The sequence below is a fragment of the Fontibacillus phaseoli genome (assembly GCF_003337355.1).
GTDB classification, from domain to species: Bacteria; Bacillota; Bacilli; order Paenibacillales; family Paenibacillaceae; genus Fontibacillus; species Fontibacillus phaseoli.
In genome coordinates, this window is sequence record NZ_QPJW01000006.1 from 160,569 (window position 1) to 174,905 (window position 14,337).

The 14,337-nt window shown below is 52.0% G+C and carries 12 protein-coding genes; 6 read left to right on the forward strand and 6 right to left on the reverse strand.

The features are described 5' to 3' along the window. Positions 1-175: 175 nt before the first annotated feature. Positions 176-1,018 (forward strand): aldo/keto reductase, encoded by an 843-nt coding sequence (locus DFP94_RS16040; protein ID WP_114497471.1) that lies wholly within the window; start codon positions 176-178, stop codon positions 1,016-1,018. An 81-nt stretch (positions 1,019-1,099) separates the two neighbouring features. Here the strand turns inward: DFP94_RS16040 and DFP94_RS16045 are convergent, their stop codons facing one another. From DFP94_RS16045 to DFP94_RS16060, 4 genes are read right to left on the reverse strand one after another with little or no spacing between them, the layout of a single operon-like run. Next, positions 1,100-2,143: a Gfo/Idh/MocA family protein gene (locus DFP94_RS16045; RefSeq protein WP_114497472.1), complete on the reverse strand. Its 1,044-nt coding sequence runs from the start codon at positions 2,141-2,143 to the stop codon at positions 1,100-1,102. A 16-nt stretch (positions 2,144-2,159) separates the two neighbouring features. Continuing rightward, positions 2,160-3,275 carry a Gfo/Idh/MocA family protein gene (locus DFP94_RS16050; RefSeq protein ID WP_114497473.1) on the reverse strand — a complete coding sequence of 372 codons (1,116 nt, stop codon included), beginning with the start codon at positions 3,273-3,275 and terminating at the stop codon, positions 2,160-2,162. 15 nt (positions 3,276-3,290) lie between these two features. Then, positions 3,291-4,139 carry a sugar phosphate isomerase/epimerase family protein gene (locus DFP94_RS16055; RefSeq protein ID WP_114497474.1) on the reverse strand — a complete coding sequence of 283 codons (849 nt, stop codon included), beginning with the start codon at positions 4,137-4,139 and terminating at the stop codon, positions 3,291-3,293. Positions 4,140-4,190: 51 nt separating this feature from the next. Beyond that, positions 4,191-5,354 carry a Gfo/Idh/MocA family protein gene (locus DFP94_RS16060; protein WP_114497475.1) on the reverse strand — a complete coding sequence of 388 codons (1,164 nt, stop codon included), beginning with the start codon at positions 5,352-5,354 and terminating at the stop codon, positions 4,191-4,193. 218 nt (positions 5,355-5,572) lie between these two features. Here DFP94_RS16060 and DFP94_RS16065 point away from each other — a divergent pair, with 218 nt between their 5' ends. Then, on the forward strand, positions 5,573-6,403 hold the full coding sequence (locus tag DFP94_RS16065; protein WP_114497476.1) for an AraC family transcriptional regulator: 831 nt from the start codon (positions 5,573-5,575) through the stop codon (positions 6,401-6,403). 633 nt (positions 6,404-7,036) lie between these two features. On the opposite strand, the gene DFP94_RS16070 is transcribed toward DFP94_RS16065, so the two are convergent. Continuing rightward, positions 7,037-8,110 (reverse strand): GntR family transcriptional regulator, encoded by a 1,074-nt coding sequence (locus DFP94_RS16070; protein WP_114497477.1) that lies wholly within the window; start codon positions 8,108-8,110, stop codon positions 7,037-7,039. A gap of 344 nt (positions 8,111-8,454) precedes the next feature. Further along, a complete protein-coding gene (locus DFP94_RS16080; RefSeq protein ID WP_114497479.1) occupies positions 8,455-9,396 on the reverse strand; it encodes an MTP-1 family protein in 942 nt (313 codons plus the stop codon). Positions 9,397-9,550: 154 nt separating this feature from the next. Between DFP94_RS16080 and DFP94_RS16085 the strand changes: the two genes are divergently transcribed. The 4 genes from DFP94_RS16085 to DFP94_RS16100 all read left to right on the forward strand — a co-directional run bounded on the left by DFP94_RS16085 (position 9,551) and on the right by DFP94_RS16100 (position 14,246). Beyond that, on the forward strand, positions 9,551-10,399 hold the full coding sequence (locus tag DFP94_RS16085; protein WP_114497480.1) for a helix-turn-helix domain-containing protein: 849 nt from the start codon (positions 9,551-9,553) through the stop codon (positions 10,397-10,399). A gap of 288 nt (positions 10,400-10,687) precedes the next feature. After that, entirely contained in the window at positions 10,688-11,602 is a 915-nt protein-coding gene (locus DFP94_RS16090; RefSeq protein ID WP_114497481.1) for an ABC transporter permease, read from the forward strand. Between the two features lie 11 nt (positions 11,603-11,613). Next, the gene (locus DFP94_RS16095) at positions 11,614-12,510 is read left to right on the forward strand and encodes a carbohydrate ABC transporter permease (RefSeq protein WP_114497482.1); all 897 of its coding nucleotides are present in this window, start codon (positions 11,614-11,616) and stop codon (positions 12,508-12,510) included. Between the two features lie 107 nt (positions 12,511-12,617). After that, positions 12,618-14,246, forward strand: coding sequence for an ABC transporter substrate-binding protein (locus tag DFP94_RS16100; RefSeq protein WP_114497483.1), 1,629 nt, complete (start codon positions 12,618-12,620; stop codon positions 14,244-14,246). Positions 14,247-14,337 lie beyond the last annotated feature (91 nt).

Genomic DNA, 14,337 nt, shown 5'->3' on the forward strand with positions numbered 1-14,337 from the left:
TTCCCTTCATTCCCACGACGGTATAAAATATCACATCAGATTCTACTATAATGGCTCTTCTATAACAACGGACGGTGTACGCTCACCGCTAGTATCATCAATGGGTAATAACCCTTGAAAGATGTTTATAATAGAGTCATCAGATCTTAATCATTTCAGCAAGGAGGCTGTTTAAATGAACCGGCAGATTCCGGAATATACGCTTAATGATGGATTAAAGGTCCCCGCGATCGGGCTAGGCACGTATAGTCTGAAGGGGGAAGAAGGCGTTAAGGCGATGGCCGCCGCGATAAATGCGGGGTATCGGTTGATTGATTCGGCTTTTAATTATGAAAATGAAGGGGCTATCGGAAAAGCGATCAAGCAGAGTTCCGTTGCCAGGGAAGAGTTGCTGATTTGTTCCAAGCTGCCGGGGCGACACCATGCCTATAAAGAGGCGCTCGAAACGATAGAGGAATCGCTGTACCGGGCGGATCTGGATTATTATGATCTCTATCTGATCCACTGGCCCAATCCCAAGCAGGACAAGTACGTGGAAGCTTGGCAGGCGATGATTGAGGCCCGGAAGCGCGGGTATATCCGTTCGATCGGGGTTAGTAATTTCCTTCCCGAACATCTGGAGCGTCTGATTCAGGAGACCGGGGTGGCGCCGAGCATGAATCAGGTGGAGCTGCATCCGTTTTTTGACCAGGCTGTTCAGCGGGAGAAACATAAGGAACATGGGATCATTACGGAATCCTGGAGTCCGCTGGGGCGCGGGAATGATATTGTGGAGCATGAGAAGATTCTCCAGATTGGACAAGCTCACGGAAAGACGGGGGGCCAGGTGATTCTGCGCTGGCATACCCAGCTAGGGTCGATTCCGATCCCGAAATCCGGTTCGCTTCAGCATCAGAGAGATAATCTCGATATTTTCGACTTTGAGCTGACGGCGGAGGAGATGGAGGTCATCGCCTCGTTTAACCGGAAAGACGGACGGTTGTGGGGACAGGATCCGAGCGAGTACGAGGAGTTTTAAACGGTATTACAGAAAAAAGACGAGGCTCTGAATCGGCAGGGATAGCCGTTTCAGTGCCTTTTTCATTTGCTCAAGAATAAATTAAGTTGGCCGCTTGCTCATCTCGGTGGCTTGCGCTTGGGAGGAAGCGTACAAGTCGGCAATCAACCGCAAGGTTTTGATGCCTTCCCCGGCGTGAATCGGGAAGCGGGTCCCGCTTCGGACATGATCGTAGAAGTCTTCGATCAGCAGCTGATGGCTGGTGCCCCAATAGGATTTACCCGTAACCAGACCTTGCTCGTCTAAGGTGATAGGAGGCTCACACAGCAGAGTTTCGCAGCCATGCTGGATGAGGTGCAGGCAATCGTTACGCTGCTGGAGCACTCCTTGTTCGAACACGAGCTCCAGCTCGACCGGAGAATTGGAGACATAGGCGTTCGTGGCATAAAACAAGGCCCGGGCCCCGTTGGTAAACCGGATGTGGGCATGCGCCGTATCCTCAACCTCAATGGTGTCGCCCAGGGCATCGGTGCTTGCGCTGCCATGAATGGAAGCCACCTCGCCGCCGAACCATTGAAGCAGGTCGAGCGTATGAATCGCCTGGTTAATCAGCACGCCGCCGCCTTCGGTCGCCCAACGTCCGCGCCAAGGGCTGGAGGTATAATAAGCCGGGCCACGGTCCCAGGTGACGATACCTTTAAGACCAAGCAGACGTCCCAGCGTTCCGGCGTCGATGATCTCGCGGATTTTCCGGGAGGAGGCGTTATAGCGGTTTTGAAAAGCAATGCCCAGTTGGGCCGGGCTCCGGCTTGCTTCCCGAAGCAAAGCTTCAGCAGCGTGGAGATGGTGAGCCATCGGCTTTTCCGTGAGTACATGCTTGCCGGATCGGAGCAAGCCGATCGCCATCCCGGCGTGGAGGTGGTGGGGCGTGCATAGATGCACGACCTGAATATCCTCCCGGTCCAGTAGCGTTTGCATATCGCCGGCTGCCTCACAATGATATTTTTCGGCGGCTTCTGCGGCCTTGCCTGGATCATTGTCTACCATCATCTTCAGATGAACTCCGTTCAATTTGGCTATGCTGTCGGCATGAAGAGGGGATATCGCACCGGCACCGACGATGGCCGAACCGATCTGATCTCTCATGATGCATCCTTCCTGTCTATAGAGATGTAGTGAGACGAAGCGCCTGGTTCTGTGCCTTCAGGCAGAGTTCTGCGGCTTTAAAAGCATGCTCCTGGGTCATCGCCTGTTCGGTCCGGTGGATGCAATCCAGGATCAATTCTCCGAAGTAAGGGAATCCCACCTGTCCGCGAACGGCAAAATGCTGTTCTCCGTCCTTATTGACCAGATAGACATGGTCTCCCTCCGCATCGCGGGCAATGTCGGTATATTTTCGCAGCTCGATGTATCCATCCGTTCCCAGAATGAAGGTCCGACCGTCTCCCCAGGTGCTTAGTCCATCCGGCGTAAACCAATCCACCCGGAAGTATTGGGTCGCTCCGTTATCGCCGACCAGTGTCGCGTCGCCGTAATCCTCCAACTCCGGGTATTCGGCATGGTTATAGTTGGCGACCTTGCTGTGCACTACCTCGGCATCCTTACAGCCGGAGTAGAACAGAAATTGCTCGATCTGGTGGCTGCCGATGTCGCAGAGAATGCCGCCGTACTTGTCTTTTTCAAAAAACCAGGACGGCCGGGAAGGGGCATTTAACCGGTGCGGACCGAATCCGGTAATTTGCAGCACCCGGCCAATGGCGCCTTGCTGAATCAATTGCCCGGCGTAAACCGCAGATTCTACATGCAGGCGCTCGCTGTAGTAAACCGCATATATCCGTCCGGTCTGCTCTGCCTTCAGGCGGGCCGCCTCCAATTGTTTCAGGCTGGTGAACGGCGCCTTGTCCGTGAAGTAATCCTTGCCCGCATCCATCACCTGCAGCCCTAAGGGGCCTCGTTCGGAGGGGACCGCTGCGGCCGCAACGAGCCGAACCTCCGGATCCTGAAGGATTTGTTCAAGACTGGCGGCGGGAGTGGCTTGCGGATAGGATTTCAGAAATGCCTGCACTTTGGCCGGATCCGGATCATAGACCCATTTCAGGGTCGCTCCGGCCTCGATCAATCCGCCGGTCATGCCATAAATATGTCCGTGATCCAGTGCAGCGGCGGCAAATACGAACTCGCCCGGCTGCACGACCGGATTGGGCCGGCCCTTTGGCGCATAGTTCATTCCGTCGCGGGTCTGAAAAGATTCAACCTGACCGTTAGCTTCCGATGGCATAGATAAACAGCCTCCTTAAATTCGCTCATGAATGAATTGTGCAAACTGCCGAAGCATGGTTCCGGAATTCCAGGTGCCGCTGAAGTCTTCGATGCCGAGATAGCCGTCATAATGAACGGACTTCAAATCCGCCAGCAGTCGGCCGAAATCGACGGCTCCGTTATGCAGGGGGGCCCATTCGCAGCGCCATTCGGCCGTCCCGTCCTTGCGCTTTCCGGTTTCCATCCAAGCGGCATTTTTGATATGAACATGGGCCAGATAAGGTCCAAGCAGCTCCAGTCCCATCTTGAACTGCTCGTAGCCTTCATACACCATGTTGCCGGGGTCGAACAACACCCCGATGAAGTCGGGATCGCAATGGCTGACAAGCCGATGGGCCAGGCCGGCACTAGGGGCGATGGTAAAATGATGACTCTCCACCACCCCTTTGACGCCGTACTGTTTGGCAAGCCGCTCGGCTTCCTTCAAATAGCGGACAGTCTTGTCGTAAAGCTCGGGATAAGACGTGCCATCGCCATATCCGGCGGTCCCGACGCGGATCAGCTTCGCCCCCAGCAGACGAGCGGCGTGGAAAGCTTGCTCGGTCTCCTCCAGACCGAGGTGGTTCAGATAGGGAGTGACGCTGACCATCTCCAGGCCCGCGTCTTCGGTAAGGTGCTTGAAGCGCAGCAACTTGTCGTCCGGGAGAGACGGATCAATGGAACATAGATTATTGCGCCAGTAGGACGGCGCCTCCCCGGCTGCATCGGCCGGAATCTCCTTGTATCGCCATTCCACCCCATGGAGTCCGGCTTCCCGGGCGGCCTGAACCAACTCCTCCGGGGTGAGATCCGGTGTTGATACGGTAAATACGGATAATTTCATCGCGGGTTGAGCCTCCTTGAAATACCTTGGAATTAAAAATTCAGGCCTACGCTAATGCGTACCCGAAACATCGAGCGTTTTGCCGTCTCCGCTATTTTTGCGGAAGGTTGAAGCCTCGATCTTCTCTTGCAGCTTGGCGTGGTATAAATCTTCATCCAGCGGCAGTTCCACCCAATCCTCGGTCCAGGACGACAAATGCATGGCATTGGACAGCGTCAAGCCGTGAATGCCTTCCTCTCCCGGAGCCAGCAACGGCTCGCCGTGCAGAATGGCGTTCGTGAAATTCCGCAAAATGCCCTTATGCTGCGAACCTTCACCCTCGCTGACCGGAATCTCGCATTTCCAGCATTCGGGTTGGCCAAATCCGCCGGTGAATTCCGCGTTGAACTGCGGCTCGGGTACCCGCAGCCGCCAGAAGGTCAGCTTGCCATCCTCGACGACGATTTTTCCGCGATCCCCGGTCAGTTCAAAACGATTCGTTCCGGGCGCTTCGCCCGTTGTAGTCACGAACAGCCCAGTGGCGCCGTTGTCATATTCGACATAAGCGGTGACGTCATCCTCGACCTCGATGTTCCGGTATTTGCCGAAGCGGCAAAAAGCGCGAATCCGTGCCGGCATCATCCCGGTCGTCCACTGCCAGAGGTCAAGCTGGTGCGGATCCTGATTGAGCAGCACGCCGCCGCCTTCGCCGGCCCAAGTGGCGCGCCAGCCGCCGGAATCGTAATAGCTCTGCGACCGGTACCAGTTCGTGATAATCCAATTCGTTCGGCGAATCTCGCCGAGCTCCCCGGATAACACCAGCTCGCGCAGCTTGGCATAGAGCGGGTTGGTCCGCTGGTTGTACATGATGCCGAACAGCTTGCCGGAGGTCTCCGCCGCGCGGTTCATCTCCCGGACCGCTTTGGTGTAGACGCCGGCCGGCTTCTCGATCAACACATGGTAACCGTTTTCAAATGCTTGTACCGCCAGGGTGGGATGGTTATAATGCGGCGTTGCGATCAGAACCGCATCCATCGCACGAGACGCCAGGAAATCATCGGGATTTCCGAATGCAAGCACTGGGCTGGGGAGGTGCTCCTTTGCCCATTGCAGCCGCTTGGGGTTTGTATCGCATACCGCAGTCAGCTCGGCTCCCTGAATATCGTGGATCAGGCTTAACGCATGGGAGGAGCCCATATTCCCGATGCCGATGATGCCAAACCGTACTTTGTCCATATTGCTACCTGCCTTTCTTTGATCCGGCCAGAATTGGCGCACGCATGTACATGTAAAGGTGGATTTCTATTTGACGCTCTTAGCTTAGCTTGAATATTCGGGAATGAGAATGACGGAGATTAAGCGTCTTTTGCATAAAATTAAGGTGAAAGTGTTAAATATCGCTCGCAATGCTACAATCAAAAGAGAAGAGGAATCCACGGAGAGGATGGGGAGAAATGAGGAATGAAATGGAGCTTCTGGCCGGGAGAATGCCCGAAAGCTTGACCGTGACGGTAACGCACGCCCAACTGAAAAGCGGCCTTCCGGGCTGGAACCGGACGGAGCTGTCCCCGAGCTTTAACCGGCTGTATTTCATTCCTCAAGGGGAAGGCTCCGTCATGATCAATGGCGAGACGTATTACCCGCTTCCCAATCAATTAATGATCATGCCTGCGGGTTCCAGCCAAACCACGTATACTAATCCGGACAATCCGTATTCTAGATATTTTTGCCATTTTGATGCCCAGGTGGGAGGCTGGCCGCTGTTTCATGCGGGGAGCAAGCTCTATATCAGCAGTGTGCGTAATCCGGAGTACGTCCGTCTGACGTTTGAAGAGATGATTCACCAATTTCAGAGCGGAGGCCCTTTTGCCGGGCTGCGGATGCAGGCCTGTCTGCTGAATCTGATTGCGTGCTGTCTGGAAGAGGGCGGGTATCACGATTATTTGAAGGATTACATGCAAATGACGGAACGAAACAAGCTGGGAAAAGTGCTGGCGTATATTCAGGAGCATCTGTGCGAGTCGATCGAGATCGAAGCGCTGGCCCACCTCGTACACCTGCATCCGAACTATTTTATTCCTTATTTCAAAAAGATCATGGGCGTCACCCCCATGCATTACGTGCAGCAAAAGCGGATGGAGGAAGCCAAGCGGCTACTGACCTTCACGAATACGAGCATTGCCGATATTGCCGAGCAACTGGGCATGCAGCTAGCGCATTTTTCCCGCCAGTTCAAGAGTCACGCGGGCATATCGCCAACCTCCTACCGGGCTTGTACGCGGTAGTCTCGCGCCGAAAAGCTTGTTTGCTTGCGGGTCTTGAGTGCCGAGCTGCTGTACGAAAACATCTTCATTCTTTAACGTCACGAGGATTGAAGGCTATCGAGGCTTTCTCGACAGCCTGAGCGTCCTTTCAGGACGCTATTTCGCGTTTTTTGGACGTATCGCAAGGAATAGTGGATTTTTTGGGCCTTATTTTCGTAGAGAATAGCCATTTGGAGTTCTTCTACCCGGGTTGGAGTAAAATAGCGCCCCAAAAGGACGCTATTTTCTATAAACTCCCCCAAATGAACAAATAAGGTCCGAAAAGGACGCTATTGGGTATCGGCCTAGCCAATGCATTGGGTTCGTCGTTTTTGCCGTTTGCGAGGACAGCATAATGTCAGGTGAAAGCACGGAAGACGGCTGCCAGGAAAAAACATGATGAAGAGGGTGATCCGCCGGGCTCGCCCGGATAGGCAGGAGGGAAACCAAAGAGAAACCCTGTACTTTAATAAGTACAGAGGTTTCTCGACAATCTGACCACCCTCAAGGGTGGTCTTTCTTCTTTGCTTTAAACTTCCAATTGCATCGCATCAAACATCCCCGCGCATCAATGACCAGCATACTACATGGCCTTCTTTGTCATTACCCCTACCCTCAAACCGCCTTAATCGTATCCCGTATCACCAAGCTAGTAGGCAACATGACTTTCTTGTTGCCGTAAGACGAGCCTTCGGTAATTTCGAACAGCAGCTTAGCGCTTTCGTAACCGAGGACGTCGAAATATTGCTTCACTGTGCTCAAGGCGACCTTGGCGAATTTGGAGCTTTCGAAATCGTCGAAGCCCATGAGGGAGACTTGTTCGGGGATCCGGATGTCAAGGGCGGTGAGCTGTTCGATTACCTCCAAGGCCCGTTTGTCGTTGGCGCAGAACAGGGCGGTCAGTTCTCCGTTTTGGATAAGACGCGCCAGCGCGGCGTAGTCCATTTCCTTGTTCAGGAACAAGAGCGATTCGGGGATCGGGAGGGACGCGTTCGACATGGCGTTGTAATAGCCGTTGTATCTGTCAATCTCCGGGCTCAGGTGGTAGTCGTAAGCCGCGAATCCGATTCGGCGATGACCTTGCTTTATCAGGTATTCTACGGCTTCATAAGCCCCGTCGTGGTTGTTGCAGGTGACGACGTTGACCGGATAGCCGGAAGGGGAACGGTCGAGCATCACGAACGGAATCGCTTTTTTGCGAATTTCCCCGAGATAGCCCTTCGCCGCTTCGGGATTGGAGGAATAGATGAGGATTCCCCTGAGTTCCGTTTGAATCAGTTCCAGAACGAGCTCCCGTTCCTGGTCGAAGTCGTTCTCCACGAATTCGATGATCAGCTTGCAACCCTGCTTGCCCAGAAAGGATTGAATGCCTCTCATGATCTGCATATACGAACTATCGTACAGGTCGATGCCGGAGATGACGAAGGCTACCAGATTGGAGGTCTTTTCCGGGACGGCCGCTTGGCTGGCCACGAAGCTTCCCTTCCCTCTGACGCGGTAGATGACGCCCTCGTTCACCAGCTCCGACAGCGCCTTGCGGACGGTAATGGAGCTGACATCCAGCAGTTTGGAAAATTCCGATTCGCTGGGAATCCGGTCGTCCTTCGTAAATTCCTGATTCTCGATCTGGGATAAGACATAGTCTTTCACCATCTGGTACTTTGGCAGAGCCAAGTCCTTCTTGCTCAAGTAGGTTCACCTCGTATTAACATTTCCTCAATTATAGCGCATATATATTTAAAAAGCATACGTACTTGGAGCGTATTCTGGAAAAAGTTTTGTCGAATAGGCAGGTTATTTTCAGAAATCAGGGTGAAAATGGGGCGAAATGAGATAAAAGGTTTGAATTTTGGGAACATCTGTATTACTATGAGCTCAAATAAGGTATGTGTTTTGTTTAACATATTATAATAACTTATAAAAAGGGAGGCACCTTGTAAAGGGAAAGGAAGCTGCTTGCGCCGCATCACGCCGCCAACGGACATAAAAAAGAGCCGCCGGGCAATCCGGCAGCTCGATGCTTGAGCATTTATTTAGAAGGTTACGATGGCGCCTTCCTTCTCGAACGGGTAGTCGATAACGATGCGGCCCGCTTCGGTATCGCCGATGCCGCTGTACAGATTGACCTTGCCGTCGGGACGCATTTCGATGCCGGCGGTGAAGGCGCAGTCGGTCAGATGCAGCTTCTTGGCGGGACCATCCGGATAACAAGGACGGGTGCCGATGATTTTCAAATCCGAGAATTGGTTGGTCTGCGGGTCCACTACGAAAGCCATATTCATATAGGTCGATGTATCTCCTTGCGCATAGCAGATATGGCCGATGACGCCGATCTTCCCGCTCTCGAGCAAGTAAGCCTGGTTGCAGCCGCCCCACTCATCTTTTTGGAACAGTCCGCGGATATAAGGAGCGTTCTCGATGACTTCGGGAGACAGGTCGTCGAGGCCGTCGATGACGGTGAATCCCACCAAGGATTCGCTTCCGAATTCCTTGCGCACCTCTTCGCCGCGCGGCCGCGAGAAGACGCCGATCTTGCCGTCCCGGAGCTCTACGAGTCGAATGTCTTTCATATAATCCGGTCCGGTCGTGAAGTAGTAGAGATCATGAAGATCGCGGCCTTTGTAGAAATATCCGTAGAACGTATCGAGCCGTCCCTGCTTGTTACGAACATGCGTGCCGCCCAATACGATGTGTTTGTCGATGACGCTAATATAAGGGTCTTCAAGCTGATAAATCATCGTATCCGGCACGGCTGTCCACTCGTCGGGACCGCTCTGCTCGAACAGGCGAACCCAAGACCTTGCCCACTCCAGGCGTCTTTCCACGCGTCCGTAAATGTAACGCTTGCCGTTCCATTCAAACGGAATCGAAGGATTGTACACATCGAAGCCATCGACTCCGCGGAAGACAAGCTTGGCGCTTTCGTATATGCGTTTGTCGGCTTCGAATTGCTGACGCAGTTCCATTAAGTTCATATCTGGCAAATCTCCTTTCAGGCTTCAATAACGATTCTATCTTAAGCGATAGCTTTGCCCCAAATCTTGCTCCATTTTTGAATGCATTATGGTGTTTTGACATCGGAGAAACTTGTCATGGTCAAAAAGTATACGAACAAGGAGGAATATCGCTATGTTGAAGTTACTTGCGGCGGACGGCATCGATTCTGAAATTCAGGCCCACTATCGGCTGATCGCTTCGGTGCGCGATACGATCGGCATGCATACGCACGACTTCTTCGAATTGTTTCTTATCCTGAAGGGAAGCGTCGTGCATGTCATAAACGGCAACCGGCAGCTGCTGCGGGAAAATACGCTCGTGTTCATACGGGACCGGGACGTTCATTACTATGAGCAGACTTCGGATAGCGATTGCCGGTTCATCAATTTGTCGTTCCATCGGGAGGTCCTGGACGACCTGATTGCTTTCTTAGGAGAAGGGTTTCCGAGCGAAAGGCTGCTGGAGCCGGCCATGCCGCCGTCGACCTTGCTGTCCAAAACGGAGAAGGAATACGTACGGTACCGGCTGGACCAGCTTAGTCTGATCCCGCAGGAGAAGAAGCCGGCCCTCAAAGCGGAGGTGAGAGCCATCTTGACCGACTTGTTCTCCCGGTATATTAAGGCCGAGGCGGATCACATCGAACTAAACGGACAGCCGGAATGGTTTAGGGCGCTATGCCGGGAAGCGAGAAAGAAAGAGCACTTCACGCGGGGAACGGCTGCGCTTGTCCAAATATCGGGCAAATCGCATGCCTACGTATGCAGAATGTTCAGGAAGTATCTCGGGATATCTCCGACCCAGTATATTAACGAATTAAGAATGTCCTATGCCGAGAACTTGCTTCTGAACACGGATATGGACATCGTGGACATCAGCTTGGAGATCGGACTCGATAATGTCAGTTATTTCTATGACCTGTTCAAGCGGAGACATAGCCTGACGCCGCATTTATATCGCCAGTTCGGGATCATTCACAGATAGTATACCTAGTTATAGAGGATATTTTATTTATTTCTGATGTGTTGACGAGTTAAATAGTATGTGTTATTTTCTACTTAGCATAACAACTTGTGAGACACCATGATGCTCCTATCTGTAGGGGACGGTAGCCGAAGGCAAAAGCGTTTTCGACGAACGTCAGGATACTGCCTGGAGGTGAAATGAATGCGCTTACATATAAGGCGAACCCAATGGAAGGGCTCATGCGTCCGCGACCCGTAGTGCCTGCCGTAACCGACCACAACATGTTAACAGTCAGGAGGTGTTTCTTTGAAGACAACCAATAACAGGCTGGCGGCCAGAATCTACAAGCACCGCTATCTCTACCTCATGGTGCTTCCCGGTTTTCTGACGATATTGATTTTTCACTATTTTCCGATGTACGGAATTTTAATCGCTTTCAAAGACTTCAACGCGTCCAAGGGGATCTGGGGAAGCGAGTGGGTGGGGTTCAAGTACTTCACTTCCTTTTTTCACGATCCCATGGCGTTCCGGGTTTTGAAGAACACGTTGCTTCTAGGTTTGTATACTTTATTATGGTCGTTTCCGGCGCCGATTATATTGGCTCTGTTGTTTAATGAACTGAAAAACAAGGGTTTTAAGAAGCTTGTACAGACGGTTTCTTATTTCCCGCATTTTATTTCGGTCGTCATTGTTGCGGGGCTGCTTAAGGAATTTACGGGGAGAGACGGTTTGTTTAACAAAATTGTCGGCTTCTTCGGCGGAGATCCGATCATGTTTCTTCTCGAACCCGGCTATTTCCGGACCATCTTCATCTCTTCCGGCATATGGCAGGGCGTCGGGTTCGGCACGATCATCTATCTTGCCGCATTAAGCGGAATCGATCCTACGCTGTATGACGTAGCTGAGGTGGACGGTGCAGGCCGATGGAGAAAGGTTTTGAACGTCACCTGGCCGTCGCTCAAGCCGACTACGATCATTTTGCTGATTTTCGCCGTGGGGGGCATCCTCGGGAACGATTTCCAGAAGATCATTCTGCTCTATTCGCCAGAGACTTACGAGGTAGCGGATGTCATCGGTTCCTATGTTTATCGCCAAGGTATACTAGGTGCGCAATACGAATATACGACGGCCATCGGATTATTCATGTCGGTGATTTCCTTTAGTATTCTTTTCTTGACCAATTGGATAAGCCGCAAAGTATCAGAGACGAGTTTGTTCTAGGTGGTGGGATATTGAAAAAGGCTAGCTTAGGTTCCAGAACTTTCGATGCAATAAATCTTCTTATCATGCTATTCATCCTGGTTGTTGTACTGTATCCGATTCTGAACATCATCGCGACATCGCTCAGCGGCACGCGGTACATCTCCTCCGGGAGCGTAACGATTTGGCCCAAGGGATTTAACCTGGAAGCCTATACGACGGTATTTAACGATCCGTACATTTTCAAAGGGTATCTGAACTCGATCATTTATGCGGTCGGCTCTACGGGCATCATGCTGCTGTTTACGGCGCTGATGGCCTATCCGCTCACGATCCCGGGATTTGCGGGCAAGAAATTTTTGACCATTTTTCTCATGATCACGATGTTTTTCGGCGGCGGTTTGATTCCGACCTATCTGCTTATGCGCAGTCTGAACCTGCTGGATACGCTTTGGGTCATGATTCTTCCTGGTGCGATCAGTGCTTATAACGTATTCCTGTTTCGAACCTTCTTTCTGAATATTCCCGCCGAGCTGAAGGACTCCGCCTATATCGACGGGGCGAACGATTTGGTCGTTCTGTTCAAGATCATCCTGCCGTTGTCGAAGGCGCTGTTTGCAACCTTTGCGCTGTTCGGTCTGGTCGGAAGCTGGAACGGCTGGTTCGAAGCTTTGATCTATTTGCGGGATCAGGATAAGTATCCTTTGCAGATGGTATTGAGAAATTACTTGTTCACCTTGGATACGACTGCGATTCAAGGGCGGATCGGAGGCGGCTCGGTCGCCGTCAACGGCCCGGGGGACACGCTCGATCCGAAGGCGGTACGAATGAGCGTCATTATTATTACGATGTTTCCGATCATGTGCATTTACCCGTTCTTCCAGAAGCATTTCACCAAAGGGATATTCGTCGGCTCCATTAAAGGCTGAGGGCGGATGCGGCGGTGCAAGGAGGTGAGTGCGCAGACAGACGGTTCATTGCAAGCGGATTGTGGATTTGAAAAAGCGGTTTATTGTGCGAATTAGGGGGAAATTGAATGAACAAACTGGCAAAAATGCTGATCCTTGGGTTGGCCGCGCTGATGGTTTTTTCCGGATGTTCGAAGGATTCCAAAAATTCTGCCGCCAAGGGAAACGATCAGGGTCAGGAAGTGGTGCGCTTCTCGGTGACGCTGCCCGCGAGCGGCGTGGACAATCCGAACAGTATGGTAGGCAAGGAATGGCACAAACGCATGGAAGCTTATATGGGCAAGAAGGTAGAAATCAAATACAACTATATTCCGTCTTCCGAGTATGACGAGAAGGTCAAGCTCATGATCGCAAGCGACGATCTGACGGACTTCTTCGTGACGCCTTTATTCTATGATACGACCGAAATGGCCGAACAAGGTCAGCTTCTCGAGTTGAGCCAGTATAAAGATTTGATGCCGAACTATATGAACTATATCAGCAAGGTAAAGAACGGGATGAAGCGGGTAACGAACGCCGACGGCAAAATGTACACCTTCAAAGAAACCTCCACGCCCAGATTTCCCGAGGACCGCGGCATGCTCATCCAGAATACGTCCGCTTACCGCTATGACGTGTTCGAGTCCAATAACATCAAAATTCCGGAAACGCTCGATGAATTTTACGAGGCTGCCAAAAAACTTAAAGAGCTCTATCCCGACAAATATCCCGTCGCGACCAAATGGAATAGCTTGAGATCGCTGTTCTCCGCGAACCATCTCCGGGACGAAATTTTCTGGGACGGCGAGAAATACGTATACGGAGTTCTGGATGAAGGCTATAAAGATGCGCTCCAATTTGCGAATAAGCTGTATGCGGAGAAGCTGTTGGATCCGGAGTACACCATTGATACGGACGATACGCTGAAAAGAAAAGCGCTGAACGGCGACAACCTCATGTGGCTGACGCAGTGGTTTACGACGCCGGCTGAGTATACCAGAACGGCCAACGACGAGAAGATTTTCGCGGTTTCGTTGTATCCCGACAATCCGAAGTACGGAAAAGCCTGGCAGGAGGTTGTAAACGGCAATACCCCTGATCTGGGCTGGGGAGTCTACGGCGTAAGTTCGAAAGTGAAAAACCCGGAAGAATTGATTAAATTCATCGATTATCAATATTCGGATGAAATGATCCAACTCATCACTTGGGGGATCGAGGGCACGACCTATACGATGGGGGAAGACGGCGTTCCGACCTTTGTCGACTCGTTGAAAACGGCCGAGGATCCCTGGTTGGAGGGCGATAAATACGGCATGCGCGCAAGCCGAAATCATAATCCCGGCCTGCAGATGGTGAGCGACGCAAGAGCGTTCGTGGATTTTGCCGCGACGGACTATACGGTATTTAACGGCAAGTATGAAGAGGTACCGATCGAGAAGGCGGAATTCCTGACGAGTCTGCCGATGCCCGAGAACGACTATGTCCCTTCCTGGTTGAGTGAGCCGTCGATTCAACTCACGGGCAGCGAAAGCCAGCGGGTCTCGGAGATTATGAACCCGATCAAGACGTTCGTTACGGAAGAACAGGCCAAATTCGTAGCGGGCAAGAACAGCTTCGACAATTGGCAGGCCTTCATCGATAAGGTCAAAAAAATGGGCAACATCGACGAAGCGCTGAAAATCTATAACGATGCCGCACAAAGAGCGCTAGGAAACTAATAATTAATCGTCCCTCCCCCGCGGAGGGGCGGTATGTCGCAAGTCCATAGGATTAAATCAAAGATAACGAAACCATAGGATGTGAGAAACC